The sequence below is a fragment of the Bradyrhizobium sp. S3.7.6 genome (assembly GCF_054061875.1).
Window position 1 is genome coordinate 6171450 of sequence record NZ_JBSSEQ010000001.1, and the last position, 23187, is coordinate 6194636.

The 23187-nt window shown below is 64.1% G+C and carries 23 protein-coding genes and 1 pseudogene; 15 read left to right on the plus strand and 9 right to left on the minus strand.

Annotated elements, in window-relative coordinates; genetic code table 11:
* Nucleotides 1–47: 47 nt before the first annotated feature.
* Genes ACVJ5M_RS30505 through ACVJ5M_RS30520 form a run of 4 tightly spaced genes read left to right on the plus strand, consistent with a single transcriptional unit; the run spans nt 48 to nt 3666 of the window.
* Complete coding sequence (locus ACVJ5M_RS30505; protein WP_354097868.1) at nt 48–1826, plus strand: cbb3-type cytochrome c oxidase subunit I; 1779 nt, start codon at nt 48–50, stop codon at nt 1824–1826.
* Nucleotides 1823–2527, plus strand: a complete 705-nt coding sequence (locus ACVJ5M_RS30510) for a cytochrome c oxidase subunit 3 (RefSeq protein ID WP_063983987.1) — start codon at nt 1823–1825, stop codon at nt 2525–2527. Before ACVJ5M_RS30505 ends, ACVJ5M_RS30510 begins: the two co-directional genes overlap by 4 nt.
* A gap of 14 nt (nt 2528–2541) precedes the next feature.
* On the plus strand, nt 2542–3264 hold the full coding sequence (locus ACVJ5M_RS30515; protein ID WP_063983988.1) for a heme-copper oxidase subunit III family protein: 723 nt from the start codon (nt 2542–2544) through the stop codon (nt 3262–3264).
* Between the two features lie 9 nt (nt 3265–3273).
* Nucleotides 3274–3666 carry a cytochrome C oxidase subunit IV family protein gene (locus ACVJ5M_RS30520; RefSeq protein ID WP_063983989.1) on the plus strand — a complete coding sequence of 131 codons (393 nt, stop codon included), beginning with the start codon at nt 3274–3276 and terminating at the stop codon, nt 3664–3666.
* A gap of 164 nt (nt 3667–3830) precedes the next feature.
* On the opposite strand, the pseudogene ACVJ5M_RS30525 reads toward ACVJ5M_RS30520, so the two are convergent.
* The 3 genes and pseudogenes from ACVJ5M_RS30525 to ACVJ5M_RS30535 form a co-directional block, all read right to left on the minus strand.
* Nucleotides 3831–5589 (minus strand): annotated as a pseudogene (locus tag ACVJ5M_RS30525) (NAD+ synthase).
* Between the two features lie 17 nt (nt 5590–5606).
* The gene (locus tag ACVJ5M_RS30530; RefSeq protein WP_063983991.1) at nt 5607–5960 is read right to left on the minus strand and encodes a diacylglycerol kinase; all 354 of its coding nucleotides are present in this window, start codon (nt 5958–5960) and stop codon (nt 5607–5609) included.
* A 4-nt stretch (nt 5961–5964) separates the two neighbouring features.
* Nucleotides 5965–7353, minus strand: coding sequence for a class II 3-deoxy-7-phosphoheptulonate synthase (locus ACVJ5M_RS30535; protein WP_063983992.1), 1389 nt, complete (start codon nt 7351–7353; stop codon nt 5965–5967).
* A gap of 182 nt (nt 7354–7535) precedes the next feature.
* Between ACVJ5M_RS30535 and ACVJ5M_RS30540 the strand changes: the two genes are divergently transcribed.
* A complete protein-coding gene (locus tag ACVJ5M_RS30540; protein ID WP_063983993.1) occupies nt 7536–8432 on the plus strand; it encodes an alpha/beta hydrolase family protein in 897 nt (298 codons plus the stop codon).
* Between the two features lie 2 nt (nt 8433–8434).
* Here the strand turns inward: ACVJ5M_RS30540 and ACVJ5M_RS30545 are convergent, their stop codons facing one another.
* Both ACVJ5M_RS30545 and ACVJ5M_RS30550 read right to left on the minus strand, forming a co-directional pair.
* The gene (locus ACVJ5M_RS30545; protein WP_354097869.1) at nt 8435–9745 is read right to left on the minus strand and encodes an ATP-binding protein; all 1311 of its coding nucleotides are present in this window, start codon (nt 9743–9745) and stop codon (nt 8435–8437) included.
* A complete protein-coding gene (locus tag ACVJ5M_RS30550) occupies nt 9742–10404 on the minus strand; it encodes a response regulator transcription factor (protein ID WP_063986453.1) in 663 nt (220 codons plus the stop codon). Before ACVJ5M_RS30550 ends, ACVJ5M_RS30545 begins: the two co-directional genes overlap by 4 nt.
* A gap of 226 nt (nt 10405–10630) precedes the next feature.
* On the opposite strand from ACVJ5M_RS30550, the gene ACVJ5M_RS30555 reads away from it, so the two are divergent.
* The 3 genes from ACVJ5M_RS30555 (at nt 10631) to ACVJ5M_RS30565 (ending at nt 12701) form a co-directional block, all read left to right on the plus strand.
* Nucleotides 10631–11380, plus strand: coding sequence for a COG4705 family protein (locus ACVJ5M_RS30555; RefSeq protein WP_063983995.1), 750 nt, complete (start codon nt 10631–10633; stop codon nt 11378–11380).
* A 121-nt stretch (nt 11381–11501) separates the two neighbouring features.
* Nucleotides 11502–11840, plus strand: coding sequence for a hypothetical protein (locus ACVJ5M_RS30560; protein WP_063986454.1), 339 nt, complete (start codon nt 11502–11504; stop codon nt 11838–11840).
* 69 nt (nt 11841–11909) lie between these two features.
* Nucleotides 11910–12701, plus strand: coding sequence for a COG4705 family protein (locus ACVJ5M_RS30565; protein ID WP_063983996.1), 792 nt, complete (start codon nt 11910–11912; stop codon nt 12699–12701).
* 11 nt (nt 12702–12712) lie between these two features.
* Here ACVJ5M_RS30565 and ACVJ5M_RS30570 read toward each other — a convergent pair whose 3' ends face one another.
* A complete protein-coding gene (locus ACVJ5M_RS30570) occupies nt 12713–12976 on the minus strand; it encodes a hypothetical protein (protein ID WP_063983997.1) in 264 nt (87 codons plus the stop codon).
* 187 nt (nt 12977–13163) lie between these two features.
* Nucleotides 13164–14648 carry an aldehyde dehydrogenase family protein gene (locus ACVJ5M_RS30575; protein WP_063986455.1) on the minus strand — a complete coding sequence of 495 codons (1485 nt, stop codon included), beginning with the start codon at nt 14646–14648 and terminating at the stop codon, nt 13164–13166.
* 113 nt (nt 14649–14761) lie between these two features.
* Here ACVJ5M_RS30575 and ACVJ5M_RS30580 point away from each other — a divergent pair, with 113 nt between their 5' ends.
* Nucleotides 14762–15844 (plus strand): substrate-binding domain-containing protein, encoded by a 1083-nt coding sequence (locus ACVJ5M_RS30580; protein WP_354099530.1) that lies wholly within the window; start codon nt 14762–14764, stop codon nt 15842–15844.
* Between the two features lie 126 nt (nt 15845–15970).
* Here the strand turns inward: ACVJ5M_RS30580 and ACVJ5M_RS30585 are convergent, their stop codons facing one another.
* Entirely contained in the window at nt 15971–16762 is a 792-nt protein-coding gene (locus ACVJ5M_RS30585) for a response regulator transcription factor (RefSeq protein ID WP_135214413.1), read from the minus strand.
* Nucleotides 16763–17182: 420 nt separating this feature from the next.
* On the opposite strand from ACVJ5M_RS30585, the gene ACVJ5M_RS30590 reads away from it, so the two are divergent.
* The 6 genes from ACVJ5M_RS30590 to ACVJ5M_RS30615 all read left to right on the plus strand — a co-directional run bounded on the left by ACVJ5M_RS30590 (nt 17183) and on the right by ACVJ5M_RS30615 (nt 22155).
* On the plus strand, nt 17183–18415 hold the full coding sequence (locus tag ACVJ5M_RS30590) for an acyl-CoA dehydrogenase family protein (protein WP_063986456.1): 1233 nt from the start codon (nt 17183–17185) through the stop codon (nt 18413–18415).
* Nucleotides 18416–18443: 28 nt separating this feature from the next.
* A complete protein-coding gene (locus tag ACVJ5M_RS30595) occupies nt 18444–18992 on the plus strand; it encodes an NAD(P)H-dependent oxidoreductase (protein WP_084795173.1) in 549 nt (182 codons plus the stop codon).
* Nucleotides 18993–19034: 42 nt separating this feature from the next.
* Nucleotides 19035–19835: an alpha/beta fold hydrolase gene (locus tag ACVJ5M_RS30600; RefSeq protein WP_063984000.1), complete on the plus strand. Its 801-nt coding sequence runs from the start codon at nt 19035–19037 to the stop codon at nt 19833–19835.
* 25 nt (nt 19836–19860) lie between these two features.
* Nucleotides 19861–20304: a cupin domain-containing protein gene (locus tag ACVJ5M_RS30605; RefSeq protein ID WP_028159377.1), complete on the plus strand. Its 444-nt coding sequence runs from the start codon at nt 19861–19863 to the stop codon at nt 20302–20304.
* A 118-nt stretch (nt 20305–20422) separates the two neighbouring features.
* Nucleotides 20423–21634: an MFS transporter gene (locus ACVJ5M_RS30610; RefSeq protein WP_052435626.1), complete on the plus strand. Its 1212-nt coding sequence runs from the start codon at nt 20423–20425 to the stop codon at nt 21632–21634.
* 146 nt (nt 21635–21780) lie between these two features.
* Nucleotides 21781–22155, plus strand: a complete 375-nt coding sequence (locus ACVJ5M_RS30615; protein WP_063984001.1) for a winged helix-turn-helix domain-containing protein — start codon at nt 21781–21783, stop codon at nt 22153–22155.
* A 28-nt stretch (nt 22156–22183) separates the two neighbouring features.
* Here the strand turns inward: ACVJ5M_RS30615 and ACVJ5M_RS30620 are convergent, their stop codons facing one another.
* Nucleotides 22184–23170, minus strand: coding sequence for a cysteine synthase A (locus ACVJ5M_RS30620; RefSeq protein ID WP_063984002.1), 987 nt, complete (start codon nt 23168–23170; stop codon nt 22184–22186).
* Between the last annotated feature and the right edge of the window lie 17 nt (nt 23171–23187).

A 23187-nucleotide genomic window follows, 5' to 3' on the forward strand; every position in this document is an offset into this window, starting at 1 on the left:
ACGAGGCCGACGCCTCACCCCCGATGGAAACGACCGAGGAGGTTTCTATGGTCGATATTCCATATGAAGGGATCGCAGGCATCCCGCCTGCCGAAGTACCTGAAGTCGAGCTCTATCATCCAAGGAGCTGGTGGACACGGTATGTCTTCTCGCAGGACGCCAAGGTGATCGCCATTCAGTATTCGCTGACGGCCTCGGCCATCGGGCTGGTGGCCCTGGTGCTGTCGTGGCTGATGCGACTGCAACTGGGATTCCCCGGCACCTTCTCTTTCATCGATGCCAACCAGTACCTCCAGTTCATCACCATGCACGGCATGATCATGGTGATCTATCTGCTCACCGCATTGTTCCTCGGCGGCTTCGGCAACTACCTGATCCCGCTGATGGTCGGCGCCCGGGACATGGTCTTCCCATATGTGAACATGCTGAGCTACTGGGTCTACCTGCTCGCGGTCCTGGTGCTGGCCTCGACATTCTTCGTCCCCGGCGGCCCCACCGGCGCCGGCTGGACGCTATACCCGCCGCAAGCAATCCTCTCCGGAACGCCCGGGCAGGATTGGGGCATCATTCTCATGATGTCGTCCCTGATCCTGTTCATCATCGGCTTCACGATGGGCGGCTTGAATTATGTGGTCACGGTGCTGCAGGCGCGCACCCGCGGCATGACGTTGATGCGCCTGCCCCTGACGGTGTGGGGCATTTTCACGGCGACCGTCATGGCGTTGCTGGCATTCCCTGCACTCTTCGTCGCCTCGGTGATGCTGCTGCTCGACCGCCTGCTGGGAACCAGCTTCTTCATGCCCTCCCTCGTCGAGATGGGCACGCTTTCGAAATATGGCGGCGGCAGCCCGCTGCTCTTCCAGCACCTGTTCTGGTTCTTCGGCCACCCCGAGGTCTACATCGTTGCCCTGCCCGCCTTCGGCATCGTCTCCGATCTGATCAGCACGCATGCGCGCAAGAACATCTTCGGTTATCGCATGATGGTCTGGGCCATCGTGGGGATTGGTGCGCTCAGCTTCGTCGTGTGGGCGCACCACATGTATGTGAGCGGCATGTTCCCGCAATTCGGGTACTTCTTCGCCACCACGACGCTCATCATCGCGATCCCCACCGCGATCAAGGTCTACAACTGGGTGCTGACGCTGTGGCGCGGCGACATTCATCTCAGGGTGCCGATGCTGTTCGCCCTCGGCTTCATCATCACCTTCGTGAATGGCGGCCTCACCGGCCTCTTCCTCGGCAACGTTGTCGTGGACGTGCCCCTCTCGGACACCATGTTCGTGGTCGCGCATTTCCACATGGTGATGGGCGTGGCACCGATCATGGTCGTGCTCGGCGCGATCTATCATTGGTACCCCAAGGTCACGGGGCGGATGCTGAACGACGTCCTGGGCAAGTTTCACTTCTGGGTCACCTTCCTCGGCGCCTACCTGATCTTCTTCCCCATGCACTATCTGGGACTGCTCGGGGTTCCGCGCCGGTATTTCGAACTCGGCGACCCGGCGTTCATCCCGTCCTCGGCCCATACACTGAACGCCTTCATCTCCGTGGTGGCCCTGACCGTCGGCTTCAGCCAGATGGTGTTCCTGTTCAATCTTGCCTGGAGCCTGTTCAAGGGTGAGGCCTCGGGCGGCAATCCGTGGCGGGCGACGACGCTGGAGTGGCAGACGCCGGAGACGCCGCCGGGGCACGGCAACTGGGGCAAGGAGCTCCCGATCGTGTACCGCTGGGCCTATGACTACAGTGTGCCCGGTGCTGCGGAGGACTTCATTCCGCAGAACCAGCCGCCGCGCGCGACGCAGCTCGTTCAGGGAGCTGCTTCGTGAGTGCCATCATCCTGTTCCTGGCTGTGCTTGCGGTGATCGCCGGATGGTGGCTGTCGCAGCAGCGGCTGATGGCCAAGCCCTGGCTGGAGGAAGGCTCGGTCGGTGATTTCCCCGGCGGCGATAGCATGACCTGGCCGGCAGCGAAGGTCGGACTTGGCGTGTTTCTCGCTGTCGCGAGCACACTGTTCGTCCTCTTCATCAGCGCCTACTCGATGCGCATGAGCGTGGTGGACTGGCGGCCGCTGCCGGTCCCGCGGCTGCTGTGGGTCAACACGGGCGTCCTGGTCCTGAGCAGTGTCGCGCTGCAATGGTCGTACGTGGCTGCCGGGCGAGACGATACCGAGAGCGTCAAGATCGGTCTGCTCGCCGGCGGAGCATCTGCCGTGATCTTCCTCGCCGGACAGCTCCTGGCCTGGCAACGGCTCGGGGCTGCCGGATATTTCGTGGCGTCCAATCCGGCAAATTCCTTCTTCTACCTGTTGACCGCGGTGCACGGGCTGCATCTGACGGGTGGCCTGGTGGCCCTCGGGCGAACCTCGGCCAAGGTATGGCGCGGCGCCGAGATCGCCGAGATGCGCTTGAGCGTGGAGCTGTGCGCCATCTACTGGCACTTCCTGCTGTTGGTCTGGCTTGTCCTGCTCGGTCTTCTCACGGGCTGGACCGACGATTTCGTCAACATCTGCCGTCAATTGCTGAGCTAGGGAGGCGAGACCAGATGGCTGAAACCGTGCTGACACATTCGGGCCAATCGCCTGCGCGGCTTGAAGGCTGGCGCGGCATCGCCGCCGACTGGGCGTCCGATCAGCGCGCCTTCAAGAACGTGTCCTGGGGCAAGGCCATGATGTGGATCTTCCTCCTCAGCGACACCTTCATCTTCAGTTGCTTCCTGCTCTCCTACATGACGGCGCGCATGTCCACGACCGTGCCGTGGCCGAATCCCAGCGAAGTCTTCGCCCTCAATATCGGGGGCCACCACATCCCGCTGATCCTGATCGCCATCATGACCTTCGTCCTGATCAGCAGCAGCGGCACGATGGCGATGGCCGTCAATTTCGGCTACCGCCGCGATCGCGTGAGAACCGCAATCCTGATGCTGGTCACGGCGGCATTCGGCGCAACCTTCGTCGGAATGCAGGCGTTCGAATGGACCAAGCTGATCATGGAGGGCGTTCGACCCTGGGGCAATCCATGGGGCGCGGCGCAGTTTGGCTCAAGCTTTTTCATGATCACGGGTTTCCACGGCACCCACGTGACGATCGGCGTGATCTTCCTGATCGCGATCGCGCGAAAGGTCTGGCGGGGCGACTTCGACGTCGAGAGGCGTGGCTTCTTCACAAGCCGCAAGGGCTATTACGAGATCGTCGAGATCATGGGCCTGTACTGGCACTTCGTCGATCTCGTGTGGGTGTTCATCTTTGCATTGTTCTATCTTTGGTGAGGTCGGCGCATGACAAACGCGGCGGTACACATGGAAGGCCAGCTCCACGCTCCGGCGCACGGCGCAGTCGCAACAGCAGCCGTGCACGCCAAAGGGCAACAGCACCCGATCAAGCTCTACCTCGTGGTCTGGGGCTGGTTGTTCGTCCTCAGCACATGCTCCTACCTTGTCGACTACTTTGGCCTACACGGCTACCTCAGGTGGTCGCTGATCCTGCTGTTCATGGTGTTGAAGGCCGGCCTGATCGTCGCCGTCTTCATGCACATGGCCTGGGAGCGGCTGGCCCTCACCTATGCCATCCTGCTGCCGCCGATCGCGGTAATGGTGTTTGTGACCATCATGGTGCTCGAATCCGAATACACCCACTTGCTTCGGGTGATGTTTTTCGCAGTCCCGTCGTAGCAGCAAGCTGATTTCGCACTGTCATGCCCCGCGAAGGCGGGGCATCCAGTAACCCGTGTCAGCAGTCGGTTCCTACAATGCCCGCCACGGAGTACTGGATCATCCGCCCCCGCGGATGATGACAGCGGTGGGGCGCCATCGCCTGCCCCGCCGCGCGGCTCGCATCAGCCCTCGAACGCGTCGATCGACGCCTTGCTGCCGCGTGAGACCAGTGTCTCGTCCGCCGCAGGCGACGGCTCGCCCTTGTCGCGAAAGCGGTTGGTGATGGGATAGCGGCGGTCGCGGCCGAAATTCCGGGCCGTCACCTTCACGCCCGGTGCAGCCTGGCGGCGCTTGTATTCGGCGACGTTGAGCAGATGATCGATGCGGGTGACCGTCTCGCGGTCGAAGCCGGCGGCGATGATCTTGTCGAGCGGCTCCTCGCGCTCGATCAGACGCTCCAGGATGGCGTCGAGCACGTCATAAGGCGGCAGCGAGTCCTGGTCGGTCTGGTTCTCGCGCAGCTCCGCCGTCGGCGGGCGCGTGATGATATCAGGCGGAATGACCTCGCCCGCAGGCCCGAGCGCGCCGTCGGGCTTCCAGTGGTTGCGCAGCGCGGCCAGCCGAAACACCTGCGTCTTGTAGATGTCCTTGATCGGATTGAAGCCGCCGTTCATGTCGCCATAGAGCGTGGCGTAGCCGACCGACATTTCAGACTTGTTGCCTGTCGTCACCACCATCAGCCCGGTCTTGTTGGAGATCGCCATCAGCAACGTGCCGCGGGTGCGGGCCTGCAGGTTTTCCTCGGTGATGTCGGGCGGCAGATTCTTGAAGATGCCGGACAGGATGGTCTCGAAGCCGGTCACGGCTTCAGCGATCGGCCAGCACCTCGTAGCGGATTCCGAGATGCCCGGCGAGCTCGCCCGCGTCCGCGATCGAGCTCGCCGCGGTGTAGCGATAAGGCAGCATCACGCCGTGCACCTGGTCGGCACCGAGCGCATCGACCGCGATCGCCGCGCAGAGAGCGGAGTCGATGCCGCCGGAAATGCCGAGCAGCACGCCGGGAAAGCCGTTCTTGGCGACATAGTCGCGCAAGCCCAGCACACAGGCGGCGTAGTCGGCGTGGTCGCCCTCCGGCTGCGCGGCAATCGGCCCCGCGCAGCGCCAATCCTCGCCGTTCCTGGTGAAGCGCAATGTGGTGACACTCTCTTCGAACGCCGGCAATTGCGCCGCGAGCGAGAGATCGCCGTTGAGCGCGAAGGAACCGCCGTCGAACACCAGCTCGTCCTGTCCGCAAACCTGGTTGAGATAGACCAGCGGCAGCCCGCTCTCGGTGACGCGCGCCACGGCGACCGAGAGGCGCACGTCGCTCTTGTCGCGGGCATAGGGCGAGCCGTTCGGCACCAGGATGATCTCGGCGCCGGTCTCGGCCAGCGTCTCGACCACGTTCTCGTAATCCTCGGACTCCTCCTGCCAGATGTCCTCGCAGATCGGCACGCCGATGCGCACGCCGCGCACGGTCACGGGACCCGCGGCCGGGCCGCGCGAAAACAGCCGCTTCTCGTCGAACACGCCGTAATTGGGCAGATTGCACTTGAAGCGAAGTGCGGCGATTTTTCCGCCATCGAGCAGCGCGCAGGCATTATGGAGCCTGCCGTCCTCGACCCAGGGCGTGCCGACCAGCACCGCCGGGCCGCCATCGGCGGTCTCGCGCGCGAGCGCCTCGATCGCGCCGCGGCAGGCGTCCTGGAACGCCGGCTTCTGCACCAGATCTTCCGGCGGGTAGCCGGCGATGAACAATTCCGGAAACAGCACGAGATCGGCGCCGTCGGACCTGGCTTGCGCGCGCGCGGCACGCACCTTCGCGGCATTGCCCTCGATGTCGCCCATGGTCGGATTGAGCTGGGCGAGCGTGACCGCGAATACGTTGAGACGTTCGGTCATGGCCGCCGCACTCCGCTTCAGAGGAACCCCAATCGCTCGATGATGGCGATGATCCAGAATGCGCCGGCCATCAGCAGCGCAACGCCGACCGCGGCCGAGCCCATGTCCTTGACCCGGCCGATCTGTTTGTCGTGATCCATGGTCAGCCGGTCGGCAAGCTTCTCGATCGCGGTGTTGAGCAGCTCGACCGTCAGCACGAACGCAACCGAACAGACCAGCTCGACCGCCCGCAGCGCCGTCGCGGCGACGAACCATGCCAGCGGCACCGACAGGATGAGCGCAAAAATCTCCTCGCGAACGGCCTGCTCCGACCGGAACGCGAAGGCCAGACCGTTACGCGAATTGATCGTCGCCTTCCAGATCCGCAGCAAGGTGTTAGAGCCCCGCGGCGACCGGCATCGGCCTGGCCTTGCCGGCGCGTTCCTGCTTGAGGAGCTCCGCGATCAGGAAAGCCATGTCGATCGATTGCTCGGCATTAAGGCGGGGATCGCAGACCGTGTGGTAGCGGTCGTTGAGATCCTCGTCGGTGATCGCGCGGGCGCCGCCGATACACTCGGTGACGTCCTGACCGGTCATCTCCAGATGCACGCCGCCGGCGTGCGTGCCTTCCGCCGCGTGGATGGTGAAGAACGACTTCACCTCCGACAGGACGCGGTCGAACGGGCGCGTCTTGTAGCCTGACGTTGAGGTGATGGTGTTGCCGTGCATGGGATCGCACGACCAGACCACAACCCTGCCCTCGCGCTTCACGGCGCGGATCAGTCCCGGCAGATGATCGGCGACCTTGTCGGAGCCGAAGCGGTTGATCAGCGTCAGCCGGCCCGGCTCGTTGTCGGGGTTGAGCACGTCGATCAACTTCAGCAGCTCGTCGGACTTGAGCGACGGGCCGCACTTCAGGCCGATCGGATTCTTGATGCCGCGGAAATATTCGATATGGCCGTGATCGAGCTGCCGGGTGCGGTCGCCGATCCAGATCATGTGGCCCGAGGTCGCGTACCAGTCGCCGGTGGTGGAATCGACGCGGGTCATGGCCTGCTCGTAGCCGAGCAGCAGCGCTTCGTGGCTGGTGTAGAAATCGGTCGCGCGCAACTCGGGATGGGCCTCGAGATCGAGGCCACAGGCGCGCATGAAATTGAGCGCGTCCGAGATGCGGTCGGCGAGTTCCTTGTAGCGGCGGGACTGCGGGCTATCCTTGAGGAAGCCGAGCATCCACTCATGCACGCTGCCGAGATTGGCGTAACCACCGGTCGCGAACGCCCGCAGCAGGTTCAGCGTCGCGGCCGACTGGCGATAGGCCATCAGCTGGCGCTGCGGATCCGGCACGCGCGCTTCCTTGGTGAAGGCGATGTCGTTGACGATGTCACCGCGATAGCTCGGCAGCTCGACACCGTTCATCTTCTCGGTCGGCGACGACCGCGGTTTTGCGAACTGGCCGGCAATGCGGCCAACCTTCACCACCGGCACCGCACCGGCATAGGTCAGCACCACCGCCATCTGGAGCAGCACGCGGAAGAAATCGCGGATGTTGTTGGCGCCGTGCTCGGCAAAGCTCTCGGCGCAATCGCCGCCCTGGAGCAGGAAGGCCTCGCCGGCCGCAACGCGGGCCAGCGACTTCTTCAGATTGCGCGCCTCGCCCGCGAACACCAGCGGCGGAAAGGTCGCAAGCTGCGCCTCGACGTCGGCCAAGGCCTTGGCGTCGGGATAATCGGGCACCTGTAGCACCGGCTTGCTGCGCCAGGACTCGGGCGTCCACCGCTCGGACATCGCAATCTCTCCGTGAAGTAAAAAAGCACAACCTGATCTGTGGGTTGCGAGGGCCGCCTTATACACAGCCCGGTCCCCGGCCGCCAGTTGTAAATCCATTTCGCACTGCAAACCCTTGCGGGGAAAGCCGAATTCGCATTTGCTGAGGGCTGGCAAGGAAACCGGCAGGACATCGGCTGCCCATGGACGCGGCGCGCGACGACGTTTTCATCGACGAGATCAGCTTCCCGGCGACTGACGGGTATCCGCTGGCAGGCACCCTGTTCCTGCCGCGCGGCACCAAACGCCATGCCGTGCTGATCAACTCCGCCACCGCCGTCCCGCGAAAGATCTATCGCGGCTTTGCCTCCTACCTCGCCCATCGCGGCTGCGCGGTCCTGACCTACGATTATCGCGGCATCGGCGATTCCCGGCAGCCGGCGATGGTCGGCTACAACCAGCCGAAATCGCTGGTCGGATTCAAGGCCTCGATGTCGGGCTGGGCCGCGCAGGACGTCACCGCCGCGGTGCGCTGGATGCGCGAGCGCTACACCACCCTGCCGCTCGCCTATGTCGGCCACTCCTTCGGCGGCCAGGCGCTGGGGCTGATCGACAACAACAGCGACATTTCACGCGCCGCCTTCGTGGCCTCGCAGGCCGCGACCTGGCGGCTGATGGAGTCGCCGGAAAAATATCGCGTCTACGCCTTCATGAATTTCGTCGGTGTGCCGCTCGTCCACGCGCTCGGCTACGCGCCGGCCTGGGCCGGTATCGGCGAGGATCTGCCCAAGGGCGTCTTCCTGCAATGGGCCGACTGGGTCTCCAGCCCGCGCTATCTGTTCGACTCCAAATTGCCGGCGCTGGAGAACTTCGCAAAGTTCAAGGGCGAGCTGCGCGCGCTCTGCTTCTCCGACGATCCCTGGGCGACGCGGCCCGCGGTCGAGCTGCTCGCGAGCGGCTTCTCCGCGATCAAGCCGGAGGTGCTGACGGTCAAGCCGTCCGAAATCGGCGCCAAGGCGATCGGCCATTTCGGCTTCTTCCGCCCGGAGCACCGCGACACGCTGTGGCGCGGCGTGGCGGAATGGATCCAGGGGGAGTGATATTACGCGGCCGCCGCGGGCAGTTTGATGACGATCCGCAATCCGCTTCGTTCGCCCTCCGTGATGTTCGCAGCGTCGATCGATCCCCCAAGCCGATCGACAATCCGCTTGACGATCGAGAGGCCCAGACCGACGCCCTCGCCTTCCGGCCGCTGCCCACGGAAGAACGGCTCAAATATCCGGCCGATCTCTTCGGGGGACACGCCTGGCCCATTGTCCTCGATCCGAAGCACAGCCTTGGTGCCGTCCCGGTAAATCGCCACATCGATCCTGCCGCCCGCCGGCGTGAAACGGAGCGCGTTATCGAGAAGATTGCGGATCATGGCTGCGAGCATGACCGGCTCGCCGCGCACCGGAGCTGACTCGGCCCGTTCGAAACCAAGATCGACTCCGCGGCTGATCGCCTCCCGCAACAGATCGGCGATGACGCTCTTCGCCGCGAGGTCGAGCTCCACAACCTCCCATTGCCCGCAATCGGTGGACTCAGCGTCGTGTCGTGCCAGCGCAAGCAACTGCTCCAGAAGATGCTTGCTGCGACTCATGCCCTGCCGAAGCGCTGCAAGGCGCTCGCGCGCGGCCGGTGGCAGTTCGACGTGATCGAGATTCTCAGCCTGTACGCTCAACGCCGTAAGCGGAGTGCGCAGTTCGTGCGCGGCGTCCGCGATAAACCTTCGCTGCTGCCCTATCATCTCGTGCATGCGCTGCAACAGGCCCTTGATGGAAGACACGAACGGATTCAGTTCGCTTGGGAGGTCGCGCAGCGGCAAGGCCGTCATGTCATCCGCACGCCGTGCGTTGAGTTCGTCCGCCAGCCGGACCATGGGTCGAAGCGATCCGGCTATGACAAGGGCGATCACCAGCATCAGGCAAGGGATCAGCGCGGCGATCGGAAGCACGGTGCGGAGCGCCATGTCACTTGCGATCTCATCCCTGACACCCGTGCTCTGGGCCACGGCAAACCGGCTGCCGTCGGATCGCGTCTTCAGCACCACCCGGACCGGCTTTCCCTGTCGCGTTGCATCGCGCATCCCATCCTGAAGCCGCCACAATTGGCGCTCCTCGGGTGTGCCTTGCGGCGCCCTGCCCAGCTCCATCAGCCAGACTTCGGAGTTTTCATCGACCCCATGGAGGTCCTGAGCTCCGGTGAAGCCACCGCTCTGAACGAGGCCCGCGATCTGGATCAGCACGGAGTCCTGCGTCTCGATCGCCTCATCGAATGCCCACCGGTGTGCGAAGACGCCTCCGATGAGGCCGGTCACCAGCACGATCGTCGTCAAGCTGATGAACAGCCGGCCGCGCAGCGAGTTGATCATGGCGCGCGATCCACCATCCATCCCATCCCGCGCACATTACGGATCGCCTCCGTGCCGAGCTTCTTGCGGATGGTGTGGATCAGGAATTCGACCGCATTGCTTTCGACCTCCTCGTTCCAGCCGTAAAGCTGCCGCTCGAGCTCGCTCCGCGACAGGATGGTGCCGGGGCGCGTCAACAAAGCCTGGAGCAGCGCGAACTCGCGCGCGGTCAGGAGGGCCGTTTGGCCAGACAGCGACGCCTCGCGGGTCGCAGGATCGAGACTGAGCTTGCCGTTGCCAAGCACAGCGGACGCACCGCTGCCTTCGCGGCGAAGCACTGCCCGCATCCGAGCCAGCAATTCGCGAATCTCGAATGGCTTGACCAGATAATCGTCTGCGCCGAGATCGAGGCCTTCGATCCTGTGATCGACGCCATCCCGCGCGGTGACGATAATGACCGGGCACCTGCAGCCATTCGCGCGCAACTGCCGCAGGATATCCCGGCCGTCCGCGTTCGGCAGGCCGAGATCGAGCAGCAGCACCTCGTAAGACTCGGCTGAGGCGGCAAGCAGCGCGGACTCGCCATCCCTCACCCAGTCGACGGCGTAGGCAGCATCCTTCAGCGCCTGCTCGACGGCGGCACCGACCATCCTGTCATCCTCGATCAGTAAAACCCGCAAAGCTCGATCCTCGAAACCGCCGGGCCATCCGGCCGTCAAAATCATGACCGTTCCGACTTAGCGCAGAGTTAGGGAGCGCCAGCAGGCCCAAAATGCGGCGAAGGCCGCCCCGCGTTGAAGATTCTCGTCCCTAAGCCCGGCCTAAGTCGCCTGCGCGACGGTCTCGCATCGCTTCGGCTTGGGAGATTTGGGCGTGTCGCAATATTCAGGTTTTGGCGCAAAACGGATGCTGAACAAGGTTCCGGAGGTCACGGCGATCTTCTGGGCCATCAAGATTCTCTCGACCACGGTTGGCGAGACCGGCGCCGACTATCTCGCGGTGCATGTCGGCCTCGGCGCCAGCCTGACCGCGATCTGCATGAGCGGCCTGCTGGTCGCTGCCCTGCTGCTGCAACTGAACCGCCGCGTCTACGTGCCCTGGATCTACTGGCTGACCGTCGTTCTCGTCAGTATCGTCGGCACGCAGCTCACGGATCTCCTGACCGACAAGCTCGAGATCAGCCTCTACATCAGCACAGCGGCGTTCGCTTGCGCGCTCGCCGCAACCTTTGCGGTCTGGTACGGCGTCGAGCGTACGCTGTCGATCCACAGCATCGTGACGACGCGGCGCGAGCTGTTTTATTGGACGGCCATCCTCTTCACCTTCGCGCTCGGCACGGCCGCAGGCGATCTTGCCACCGAAGCACTTGGTCTCGGTTTCCAGCTCGGCGTCGCCGCCTTCGGCGTGCTGATCGCGGCGGTGATGATGGCCTATTATTTCGGCGCCAATCCCGTCCTCACCTTCTGGCTTGCCTACATCCTGACCCGCCCGCTCGGCGCCTCGCTCGGCGATCTGCTCTCGCAATCACGCGAGTACGGCGGCATCGGCCTCGGCACGATCCAGACCAGCATCGCCTTCCTGACCGTGATCGTCGGCCTCGTCGCCTGGGTGACCTTCGAGGGCGACGACAGGCGCCGCGCCGATCCGGCGCAATAGCTTCAACCGCGAAATCCCGCTCTCTGCATGAAGCAGGAGCTCCACCAGGAGAAACCACATGATGAAACTGATTTCCGCCGTCGCCGTCTGCCTCGTGACGACCTTCACGGGCGAACCGCGCATGCATGCGAGCCAGCACTTCACCTTCGTGCCGCTCGCGGAAGCCGCGACCGCAAAGCTCGGCGATCTCACGCCGTTCCGGAGCATCGTGGTCGACGTCGCCGCGCTGATCGACAAGGGCGACCTCCCCGCCGCCAAGACAAGGATCAAGGACCTCGAGACCAAATGGGACGAGGCAGAAGCCGGATTGAAGCCGCGCGCGGCAGCCGATTGGCACACCGTCGACAAGGCGATCGACCGCGCGCTGGAGGCGTTGCGCGCGGGCGCGCCGGATGCGGCGAAGTGCAAACAGGCAGTCGCTGATCTGCTCGCGGCCATGGATACCGCCGCGAAGTCCTGACGCCTCTGCGCGCCATCATCCCGTCAGCCGCGGATCCCGGTCCGCGGCTGACATATCAACGAGGACACCATGGAAGATCAGACCAAAAGCAATATCATCAGCGAGAGCAAGGTCCCCGAGGTCACGCTCGGTTTCTGGATCATCAAGATCGCCGCCACCACGCTCGGCGAGACCGGCGGTGACACCGTCACCATGACGCTGAACTGGGGCTATCTGGCCGGGACCTGCCTGTTCCTCGCGGCCATGATCGTCCTGGTCGCGGCGCAGGTCCGCGCGCGCAAATTCCATCCGGCACTGTATTGGGCCACCATCGTCGCATCGACCACCTTCGGCACCACGATGGCTGACTTCGCCGACCGCTCGCTCGGCATCGGCTATACCGGCGGCTCGACGCTGCTGCTCACTTGTCTCGTGCTGGTGCTCGGCCTCTGGTATCGCGCCGAGGGAACGATCTCGGTCAACAGCGTCAGCACACCGCGCGTTGAGGCGTTCTATTGGGGCGCGATCACCTTTTCGCAAACGCTGGGTACTGCGCTCGGCGACTGGATCGCGGATACCGGCGATATGGGCTATCGCGGCGGCGCATTGATCTTCGCGGCCGGACTCGTCGTTATCGCTGCACTTTACTTCTGGACCCGCGTCTCACGCGTCACGCTGTTCTGGGCCGCCTTCATCTTGACGCGTCCGCTGGGTGCGACCGTCGGCGACTTTCTCGACAAGCCGCTCGACCACGGCGGGCTGGCGCTGAGCCGGCCGCTGGCCTCGGTCGTGATCGCAGCTTTTATGCTGGGGTGCCTGCTGCTGATCCCGCAACGCGCGGGGCAGCATCCCGGCGACGCCCCGGCGCCGGAGCAAGCCTGAATGGCCGAACGTTAGCGAATGATCGTCGTCAGAGACGAGTAGCGCCGGTTCGGCTTGGCCTCGCCCGGCGCAAACTGCGCGAAGGCCTCGCTGACGCGGACCGCCGGCGGCGTATCGCTGGCGAAGCGGAATTCCTTCGGCCGCGGCGCGTAGAAGCTGGCGCTGTAATAGGCGTCGTCGAAACGCGCCTCGCCGACGCCGAACAATGCGTCGCAGACGAACAGGAGCGCGTAGACTCCCGCAACCGCCGCAACGATCTCCCTGAGAACAGACATGTCGATGCCCCAACCTTTTGCAGGCAGGATGCACGCCGGTTCCAAAGTGGAGGTTTAAGGCAGCAGCCTTCTTGTCCGCAGGGTTTGCCGCCGCTGAGCGGAATGCAGACAATTTTATCGATGTCGAAAAGAGAGCCCGCCTGACCGGACGATCAGGCGGGCCCAGGATTGGCCGATCGGGAGGTTATCAGACGGCCAGATTCATCCAGACAGCCTTGGGCTCGGTGAAATTGTCGAGCGCGGCGGTGCCGTGCTCACGGCCGAGGCCGGAGTCGCGCTCGCCGCCCCAGGGCAGGCGCACGTCGGTGTAGCCATAGGTGTTCATCCAGACCGTGCCCGCACGCGCCCGCTTGGCGAAGCGCTGGAGCTTGCCGATGTCGCGGCTCCAGACCCCGGCGGCGAGGCTGTAGGCCGTGCCGTTGGCGATCCTGAGCGCATCGGCCTCGTCCTTGAACTTGATGACGCTGACGACGGGGCCAAAAATCTCCTCCTGCGAGATCCGCATCTCGTGTGCGACGCCTGCGAACACCGCGGGGCTGATGAAATAGCCGCGATCACCGACTTTCTCGCCACCGGTGACGAGGGTCGCGCCCTCCTTTTGGCCGATGTCGACATAGTCGAGGATCGACTTCATCTGCTTCTCGGAGATCACAGGACCGAGCACCGTCTTGCGATCGAGCGGATCGCCGATCCTGAGCGACTTTGCGCGCGCCGCCAGACGCTCCACGACTTCGTCGTAAGCCTTCTCCTGCACCAGCACGCGGGAGCCGGCCGAGCACACCTGGCCGGCATTGAAGAAGATGCCTGAGGCCGCAGCCTTGGACGCCGCTTCGAGATCGGCATCGTCGAAGATGACGTTGGCCGACTTGCCGCCGAGCTCGAGCGAGACGCGCTTGAAGTTGCTCGCCGCGCCCTTCATGATTCCACGGCCGACGCCGGGTGAGCCGGTGAAGGTCACCTTGTCCACGTCAGGGTGATTGACCAGCGCGTCGCCGACGACGCGGCCCGGACCGGTGACGACGTTGAAGACGCCCGCCGGCAGGCCCGCTTCGAGTGCGAGCTCGGCGATGCGCAGCGCCGACAGCGAGGTCAGCTCTGCCGGCTTCATCACGATGGTGCAGCCGCAGGCCAGCGCCGGCGCGAGCTTCCACATGCCGATCATCAGCGGGAAATTCCACGGCACGATGGCCGCGACCACGCCGACCGGCTCGCGCACGGTATAAGTCAATGCATCGTCGCGCACCGGCACGACATCGCCGCTGATCTTGTCGGCCCAGCCGGCGTAATAGATCAGCGTGTCGACCGCGGCCGGAAAATCCTGGCGCGTCGTCGCGGAGATCGGCTTGCCGGCGTCGATCGATTCGAGCTCGATGATTTCTTCGGCGTGCTGCTTGAGCAGGTCCGCCCAGCGCAGCAGGATCTGGCCGCGCTCCGACGCCCGCATCGTGCGCCAGGGGCCTTCGAAGGCCCGCCGCGCGGCTGCCACGGCGTGCTCGACATCGGCCTCGTTACCCTCGGCGACGATGGCGATGACCTGCCCGGTGGCGGGATTGAGGGATTTGAAGGTACGGCCGGAGCTCGCGGGGACGCGGCGGCCGTCGATGAGCAGATGCTGCGGCCGGGACATGAACTCGGTGGCCGGCGAGTGCGCAAAGTCATATGCAACGGACATCATATTTCTTCCTGATCTGGTATACCAGACTAGGCGCCTATTGGCCGGAGTAAATATGATATGGTTTGCAAATGGACGCCTCACATATGAAGTGCAGTTCATAAGGATTTCAGATGCTTCAGATCGAGATCGAGGCCGTCTGGCGATTTCGCCACGAGGGCAGCCCGCGCACCGCCGTGATCATGCTCGGCGTGCTCAACGAGATCCGGAAGACCGGAAAGATCACGAGCGCGGCCAGCGATGTGCACCTGTCCTACCGGCACGTCTGGAATCTGATCGAGCAATGGTCGGAGTTCTTCGGAACCCCTCTGGTCGAGACCCAGCGCGGCAAGGGCTCGAAGCTCACGCCGTTCGGCGAGCGGCTGGTATGGGCCGGCGAACGCATGCAGGCCCGGCTCGGGCCGCAGCTCGAAAACCTGGCGCAGGAGCTGGCGAGCGAGATCAAGCCGTTCCTCGAACAGCGCCCTTCGGTGATCCGCGTTCATGCCAGCCACGGCTTTGCCGTGGCAAAGCTGCGCGAATTCCTCGATCGCGAGCCCGGCATCGGCGTCGATTTGCGCTATGTCAGCAACCAACATTCGCTGGTCGCGCTGGCGCAGGGCGCCTGCGATCTCTCGGGCCTGCATCTGCCGCACGGCGCGTTGCGGGCCCAGGGCATCAAGGCGGCGCGCGAATGGCTGGATCCGCGCGAGGATCGCATCATCAGTTTCGTCACGCGCGAGATGGGGCTGATGGTCGCGCGCGGCAATCCGCTGCGTATTTCCTCGCTTCAGGATCTCACCGGTCCAAAAGTCCGCTTCGTCAACCGCGACCATGATTCCGGCACGCGCCTGTTGTTCGACCAGCTGCTTGCCGCGAACGGCATCGACGAGAGCAAGATCAACGGCGCGCAGCAGATCGAGTTCACCCACGCCGCCGTCGCGGCCTATATCGCGAGCGGCATGGCGGATGCGAGCTTTGGTGTCGAGGCGGCCGCGCGCCACTTCGGCCTCGATTTCATCCGCATCCTCACCGAGGATTATTTCTTCGTCTGCAAGCGTGCCTTCCTCGATACCGGGCCGATGCAGCGCATCCTGGAGATCATGCGCAGCGCCGATTTCCGCGCCGCCGTCGCCACCCTGCCCGGCTACGTGCCGTCGGATACCGGTAACGTAACCGGCGTGAAGGCGTTTCTGGAGATGCACGCCGTGCGATGATGCTCGGCTCGGCAACGATCTCACGTCCGGCCGCTGGGACGCGCGGTACGGGCACTATCGGCAGCGTCCGACCTTCGTCGGTTCGCTCAAGCTGATCGTCAACCACATCTGCCCCGGCGCGGCACCTTATTGCCGAGCGCTCGGACTCAGCAGGCAAGCCGCAAGCTCGGTGCGGTTGTGCACGCCGAAGCGTCGGCACAGGTTCGCGACGTGCTCCTTCACGGTCTGATCGGAAATCCCCATCTCGCGGGCGATTTCCTTGTTGGTCTGGCCGCGGCAGACCCGGATCGCGACGTCCGCGGACCGTGGCGGAAGCGATGCCGAGAGCGTCGCCACCGGCGTCGTTGCCGGCTCGGGGACCCGGATTGCGGCAGGATGGGCGTCGATCGCGCCCGCGTTCGTCATGTTGGTCAAAGCGAGCGAGCCGGCCCGACACAGCATCTCCATGCGCTGCCGCGACCGCATCGTGTAGGGCGCGTCCGTATCGGTCGTCGCCGTAAACAGCACGCCGACGATCTTCTGCCCGCACCACAACGGGCCGCCCATGTTGTATGCAAAGCCCCACTCGTGCAGCATCTCGAAGGACGGACTGTGCCGCCATTGCTGCGGACCGATCACCGTTTCGCCGTCGACCGCGCGGCCTTGGGTCATGATGCAGTCGAGCACGGGGTCGCGCTTCCAGAAGCCGGCCCTGTAATTGTCGAGCAGGCCTTCTGCGACGTGCCGGCTGTAGACCAGTTCCGGTTCGAGCCCGTCGAGCAAATAGAGGCCGACGGTCGGCGATCCCGTCAATTCCGTGATCGCCGAGCAGCAGGCAATGCCAAGCGCGCGCACCGAGCGGCTCTCGGCGATGGACATCAGCCGATCTGCGAGCTGGCGCTCGGGCAGACCATCCAAATGCTCCTGCTCGGCTCTCACCGCCACTCCTCGCGCGAACGCGCGGTGCCCTCGGACACACGCGCGTCATTGCCGATTGTTATAGGCTTAAAATTTCTGCCTCGCCTGACCTTTGGTCAAGCGAAAAGAAGCGGCAAAACACTGCTCTCCCGGCCCAGCTTTGCGGCAGAGCAGCATGGCCAACACCCCCCATGATGGGGGATTGCTGCTTTGGCCGCCTCATCTCTAGCATCCCGGCCATCGGGATCGCGTAACGACGTTCGCGCGGTTCCGACGGGGACATCTCGACACCAACGCGAGCCGTTCGTCGCGCGCACCAACAGTCTTTGGCGCGTTTGGGCGGAGTCTTGCCCGCGACCGGCGTCTGTTCCGCCCGACCCAGATCTTCGCGTGCAGCAGCGTTGCGCGAAGAACCAACAGCCCGACGTGGAGACACCGACCATGAGCCCTTCCGTGCAACTCGCCGTAAAGCCTTCCGCGACCCCGACGGTGGCCGAGTTCCATGCGCGCCTCGACGCGCTGCTACCGCTGGTCGAATCCAGGGCCGCGGAGGCTGAGACACAGGGCTATCTGACTGACGACGTGGTAGCGGCGCTGCGCAAGGCCGGCATCTACACCATGCTGTTCCCGAAGGAGGTCGGCGGCGCCGAGCTTCTGCCTTACGACGCCATGACCGTGATCGAGCGGCTCGCTTACGCACACGCCTCCGCCGGCTGGTGCGCCATCGGCAACAACATGGAAGGCACGACGCTCGCCATCTACATCGAGGACGAAGGCATCAAGAAAGTCTTCGCGGGCGGGCCCGACATTACGATTGCCGGCAACGGCGTGCCGCGCGGCTTCGCCCGACCGGTCGATGGCGGTTACATGATCCGCGGTAACTGGGCCTATGGCAGCGGCATTCAGCACGCCGAGTGGGTCCATTCAGGCTGCTTCGTCACCGACGCATCCGGCAAGGACATGGTGTTCGGCCCGAACGGCCAGCCCAAGATCGTCGTCACCCACCATCCGCGCGCGACCATCAAGTTGATGGGCAATTGGGACGTGCTCGGCCTGCGCGCGACGGGAAGTTTCGACTACACTTTGAGCGAGGGCGACGAGTTGTTCGTGCCCACGCACATGACCTACGATTTTGACATTGGCGCGCCGCGCCGAGGTGGTGTGCAGGGTGCACTGGGACTGGCGGGCTACAGCGCCTGGGCGCATTCCGCCTGGGCCGTCGGTGTCGGCCGCCGCATGCTCGACGAACTCGTCAAGGTGATCGTCCAGCGCCAGGATCCATTCGGCAAGTCGCGCGACAGCGCGAGCTTCAAGTTCCAGTTTGCGCAGGCCGAAGCTCGTTTCCGCGCAGCACGTGCGTTGGTCCACGAAACCTGGAAGGACGTCTCGGAGACTTGTGCCGGCGGTGAAAGTCCGTCGCTGGAGCAGATGACGATGATCAAGCTGTCATTGCGCCACGTCCACGACGTTCTGTCGGATGTCGCCACCTTCGCGCATCGCGCCGCGCGCGGCGCCTCGCTGCACAACACGCCGATGCAGCGGTTCTATCGCGACATCCATTCGGGCACGCAGCACATCCTGATGGCCGACCAGATCGTCGAAGAGTGCGGCCGTGCGCTGCTCGGCCTCCCCGGCCCTGGTGCGCAATGGACGGTCTTCGGGGTGACGGGCTGAGCAAGCGACCAGACACGAGGGCGTCGAGGTGAGGACATCCCGCATCGTTGGCTTCTGCGGCAATAGTTGGCGCCCGGCGAAGTCGCGCATGCTGGTGGAAGCCGTCGCCGCCGATCTTCAGGCGCAGCATGGACTGAAGACCACCGTCCTCGACCTTGTCGACGCCGGTTGCGGCATCGCCGGCTTCACCCGGACTGCACTCGATGACAACGCGCGCGCCGTCGTCGAGGCCATCGAACAAGCCGACGGTCTCGTGATCGGATGCCCGGTGTTCCAGGGCTCTTATCCCGGATTGTTCAAGCACGTATTCGACTTGATCGAACCCAGCGTGCTGCGCAACCGCCCGGTGCTGTTGACCGCGGTCGGCGGCGGCCTGCGCCACTCGCTGGTGGTCGAGCACCAGCTCCGCCCGCTGTTCGGCTTCTTCGAAGCCTGCACCGTTTCGACGGCGATCTACTCCAGCAGCGGCGAGATCGTACCGGGCGAGCCGCTCGCACCAATGACGGCCGCGCGGCTCGCCAACGCCGTCGAACAATTCGCCTCACTTCTCAGCGGTCGCCAGGAAGCCGCCGCATGACTCACCAACGCCCGGCTCTGCCGCCTTCAACCGGAGACGACCATGCTTGATACCGTCAAACCCTCGCCCGATCTCACCGGCTTCTCCCGCGCGGAACATACGATCAACGGCGTGCGGACCGTCGTTCACAGCATCGGAAGCGGCCCCGTGCTGGTGTTCCTGCACGGCACCGGCACCTTCACCGGCTTCGAGATGGCGCGCGATTGGGCGAAGCGGCACACGGTCATCATCCCCTATCATGCGGGCTTCGGCGACTCCGGCGACTCCGAGACGATCGACACCGTCGAGGATCACGTCCTTCACTACATGGATCTGTTCGACAAGCTTGGCCTTGAGCAGTTCGACCTCGCCGGGTTCTCGCTCGGCGGATGGCTTGCCGCGGAGTTCGCGATCCGTCAGCCGGATCGGGTCCGCAAGCTGGTGCTGGTTGCGCCCGCCGGTCTTGTGGTCGGAAGCGCGCCTGCGCCCGGATTGTTCGAGATCGCACCGCAAGAACTGCCAGCCTATCTCGCGCACGATCCGGCCGCGGCACTCCGTTACTTTCCCAAGGCGCCCGATCCGGCCTTCGACGCCCGGCTTGGACGCGAGGTCACGGGCTTTGCCAAGCTGATCCGCAGCGAACCGCAGGGCAATCCCAAGCTCGCGCACTGGCTGCATCGAATCACGATGCCGACGCTGGTGCTGTGGGGGGCCGCAGATCGCTTGCGCCCGACCGCCCAGGCAGATGCCTGGAAAGCAGGGCTCCCCGACGCACGCGTGACGCTGGTGCCGGCGACCGGTCATCTCGTGTTCGAGGAAACGCCGTCTTCCGCACACTACGTCACCGATTTTCTCGTCGATTGATCCGCACACAACAGAGGACACCACCATGATCGAGATGCCTCCGGGCGTGACCCCTGCCAAAGAAGGCTTTGGCAACGTCATCTGGAACATTCTGGGCCAGACCTACACGCTGAAGCAGCATTCCGAAGCGTCGATGGCCTGGCATGCCGTGTTTCCGGATGGCACCTTCGTGCCGCCGCACGTGCATCCGACCCAGGATGAATTCGTCTATGTGCTGAGCGGCCGCTACGACCTCTGGCTCGACGGCAAGGACTTTGTCGCCAAGGCCGGCGACCTCGTCCGCATGCCCAAGGGCATCCCCCACGGCATTTTCAACAAGTCGGGTGAAACCGCCACCAGCCTGTTCTGGGTCGCACCGACGCGGTCGCTGAAAGAGCTGTTCGAGCGCATCCACAATCTCCCCGATCCGCAGGAGGTCGTGCGACGTGCCGCCGAACACGAGGTCAACTTCCTGCCGCCGCCCGCCTGAGGCCACGCCGATTCCGTCGACACGCAAACCGCGAGAACCGATGATGACCATGCTGACAACAACTTGGACGTCCATCTCCGAGAACGACCGCCGTCGGATAGCCCGGTGGCAAAAAGCCATGCTGGCGCTCGCCATCCTCTGCGAGATCTTTCTCGCCGCCGACTGGTATGCCTTCGCGGCCGTCCTGCCATTCGTCTCCGAGAGCCTCAAGCTCAATCCCGCCGAGGCGGGACTCGCCCAAGGCATCTTTGCGCTGACCTACGGCATCGGCATGGTCGTCTGGTCTCCGGTCAGCCGGTCGATGACGGCGCGCAACATGCTGCTGATCGGGCTTGCGGGCACTGGTATTGGCATGGTGCTCCAGGTGTTCGTGCAAAGCTACACGCAGCTCGTGATGCTCCGGCTCGTGATCGGCTTCTTCGACGCCGGCATCTTCATCGGCAACATGAAGCTGATCTTCGGCTGGTTTCCGCAAAGTCGGCGTGGCTCGGTGGTAGGCATCATCCTCGCCGCCTACAGCCTCGCCATCACCATGGATTTCGCGCTCGGCATTCCCCTGACGATTGCGACCGGTTGGCGGACCTTCTTCGCCGTGCTGGCGATCGGCACGCTGCTCGTTGCAGCCGTCGACGCACTCGTCGTCCGTAACAATCCGCGCGAGCTCGGCATCGACGGTTTTACCTGGGGCAATGAAACACCGCAGGAGCACCTGCCGCTCGGCGAGATCTTCCGCTCGAAATGGATCGCGGTCGGCGGCTTCGGCATCGTGGCCTGCACCTTCGCGATCGCCGGCACCGCCACCTGGGTGGTGCCGGCCTTCATCACAGTACAGCACATGCCGCCGGAAGCGGGCGCTGTCATCGGCACCGTCATGGGGTTGTCGCAGGTGCTATTCCTGGTGATTGGCGGCTACATGTCCGATCGGCTCGGCAAGCCCTTCATGATCAAACTCACCGCATGTCTCGCTTTCCTGACCGCGCTGATGTTCCTGTGGAGCGTGGTCACACCGATGTCGTTCTCGATGCTGGTGCTGTTTGCAGCACTCAGCGGTATCGCGCTTCTCGGCGGCGGCGCTATCTTCGCCCTGCTCAGCGAAAAATACTCCGACGCGCTCGCACCGGCCGCGATTGGATACGCCGAGGTATTTGGCATCTTCTCGGCCTTCGTGGCGCCCTGGATGATGGGCGCCATCATCAACGCCTCGGCCGGCTCGTTCACCGGCGCCTTCATTGCTTTCGCGGTGGTCGAGCTCATCATCGTCGGCCTTTTGATGATCCTCGCCCGCGAGGACGTCAGTCAGGGCGCGGTGGTCGGAAGCCCCGCGGAATAAGATGCAGCGATCAAGGGCACGGGGCAGAAGCCCGTGCCCTTGGGACCTCGACAAAGGTCCATCTTTTGGGAAATCGGGCGCCCTCACCTTGTCCGCGGCGGGCAAGAGTGGCAATCTCGCATGCAAGTGCCCCAAGAGACCCCGTCATGCCGCGCGCGAGCGCCAAATCGCTTCCCCAGCTCAGTCTGCGCATCGACCTCGATGGCGAGGATCGGATCGGGCCCGGCAAGATCGAGCTTTTGGAGCAGATCCGCGAGCAAGGCTCGATCTCGGCGGCCGGCCGCGCCATGGACATGTCCTACAAGCGTGCCTGGGATCTCGTGGACGAGATCAACCGCATTTGCGGACATCCCGTGGTCGAGCCGCAGGCCGGCGGCAAGAACGGCGGCGGCGCGATGCTCACGCCCTTCGGCGAAAAGCTTGTCGCGCGCTACCGCAAGATCGAACGCGACGCCGCGCGCGCCGTGCACAAGGAGCTGGAAGCGCTCAGGAGCGACATCGGCCGTTCGCGGAAATCGTGAACGGACGGGCGCGCATCCTGGCGGCTCGCTAGCGCATCCAGCGTGGCAGGGGCAGATTTTTCTTGCGCAGGAATTCCGGGTTGAACAGCTTGGATTGATAGCGCTGTCCGCCATCCGCGAGGATGGTCACGATGGTTTTGCCTGGACCGAGGTCGCGCGCAAGTCGCATGGCTCCAACGATATTGATCGCGCTTGAGCCGCCCAACACCAGTCCTTCGTGCTCGATCAGGTCGAACAGGACAGGCAAGGCTTCCTCGTCCGTAATCTGATATGCCGTATCGATGGGCGTGCCTTCGAGGTTCCGGGTGACACGGACTTGCCCGATCCCTTCGGTGATGGAGTCTCCCTCTGTCGTCAGTTCCCCTTTGGTGAACCAATTGTAGAGAGCGGCCCCCATGGGATCGCTGAGCGCAATCTTGATGCCGGGATTTCGCTCCTTGAGGGCTCGCGCGATCCCACCCAAGGTACCGCCGCTCCCGACGGCACATGTGAAGCCATCGATTCGTCCATCCGTCTGCTGCCAAATCTCCGGACCAGTCGTGCGATAATGCCCGTCCCGATTGGCGACATTGTCGAACTGATTGGCCCAGAAAGCACCGAGCTCCTCGGCGAGCTGACCGGAATAGCGCGCGTAATGACCCGGATTGGAATAGGGTACGGCAGGCACCAGGCGCAAGTCGGCACCGCACAACCGCAACATGTCCTTTTTCTCCTGACTTTGCGTGTCAGGCATCACGATCACGCTTCGATAGCCGCGTGCATTCGCCACGAGCGCTATGCCGATTCCGACATTGCCGGCTGTTCCTTCGACGATGACGCCTCCCGGCTCAAGCTTGCCGCATCGCTCGGCATCGTCGATCATGGCCAGCGCCGCGCGATCCTTGATCGAGCCGCCGGGATTGAGAAATTCGGCCTTGCCATAGATCTCGCAACCCGTGGCCTCCGACGGCATTCGCAGCCTGATCAATGGCGTGTTGCCGATAGCGTCCAGGAAACCCGTTCGAACATCTCTCATCGCTTGCCACCCCTACG

Coding starts and splice junctions, on each gene's coding strand:
- ACVJ5M_RS30580 (WP_354099530.1), top strand. CDS start 14,762: ATGCTTCAGATCGAGATCGAGGCCGTCTGGCGATTTCGCCACGAGGGC.
- ACVJ5M_RS30560 (WP_063986454.1), top strand. CDS start 11,502: ATGCATGCGAGCCAGCACTTCACCTTCGTGCCGCTCGCGGAAGCCGCG.
- ACVJ5M_RS30570 (WP_063983997.1), bottom strand. CDS start 12,976: ATGTCTGTTCTCAGGGAGATCGTTGCGGCGGTTGCGGGAGTCTACGCG.
- ACVJ5M_RS30555 (WP_063983995.1), top strand. CDS start 10,631: ATGCTGAACAAGGTTCCGGAGGTCACGGCGATCTTCTGGGCCATCAAG.
- ACVJ5M_RS30615 (WP_063984001.1), top strand. CDS start 21,781: ATGCCGCGCGCGAGCGCCAAATCGCTTCCCCAGCTCAGTCTGCGCATC.
- ACVJ5M_RS30505 (WP_354097868.1), top strand. CDS start 48: ATGGTCGATATTCCATATGAAGGGATCGCAGGCATCCCGCCTGCCGAA.
- ACVJ5M_RS30535 (WP_063983992.1), bottom strand. CDS start 7,353: ATGTCCGAGCGGTGGACGCCCGAGTCCTGGCGCAGCAAGCCGGTGCTA.
- ACVJ5M_RS30590 (WP_063986456.1), top strand. CDS start 17,183: ATGAGCCCTTCCGTGCAACTCGCCGTAAAGCCTTCCGCGACCCCGACG.
- ACVJ5M_RS30520 (WP_063983989.1), top strand. CDS start 3,274: ATGACAAACGCGGCGGTACACATGGAAGGCCAGCTCCACGCTCCGGCG.
- ACVJ5M_RS30540 (WP_063983993.1), top strand. CDS start 7,536: ATGGACGCGGCGCGCGACGACGTTTTCATCGACGAGATCAGCTTCCCG.
- ACVJ5M_RS30605 (WP_028159377.1), top strand. CDS start 19,861: ATGATCGAGATGCCTCCGGGCGTGACCCCTGCCAAAGAAGGCTTTGGC.
- ACVJ5M_RS30545 (WP_354097869.1), bottom strand. CDS start 9,745: ATGATCAACTCGCTGCGCGGCCGGCTGTTCATCAGCTTGACGACGATC.
- ACVJ5M_RS30575 (WP_063986455.1), bottom strand. CDS start 14,648: ATGTCCGTTGCATATGACTTTGCGCACTCGCCGGCCACCGAGTTCATG.
- ACVJ5M_RS30515 (WP_063983988.1), top strand. CDS start 2,542: ATGGCTGAAACCGTGCTGACACATTCGGGCCAATCGCCTGCGCGGCTT.
- ACVJ5M_RS30620 (WP_063984002.1), bottom strand. CDS start 23,170: ATGAGAGATGTTCGAACGGGTTTCCTGGACGCTATCGGCAACACGCCA.
- ACVJ5M_RS30600 (WP_063984000.1), top strand. CDS start 19,035: ATGCTTGATACCGTCAAACCCTCGCCCGATCTCACCGGCTTCTCCCGC.
- ACVJ5M_RS30565 (WP_063983996.1), top strand. CDS start 11,910: ATGGAAGATCAGACCAAAAGCAATATCATCAGCGAGAGCAAGGTCCCC.
- ACVJ5M_RS30610 (WP_052435626.1), top strand. CDS start 20,423: ATGCTGGCGCTCGCCATCCTCTGCGAGATCTTTCTCGCCGCCGACTGG.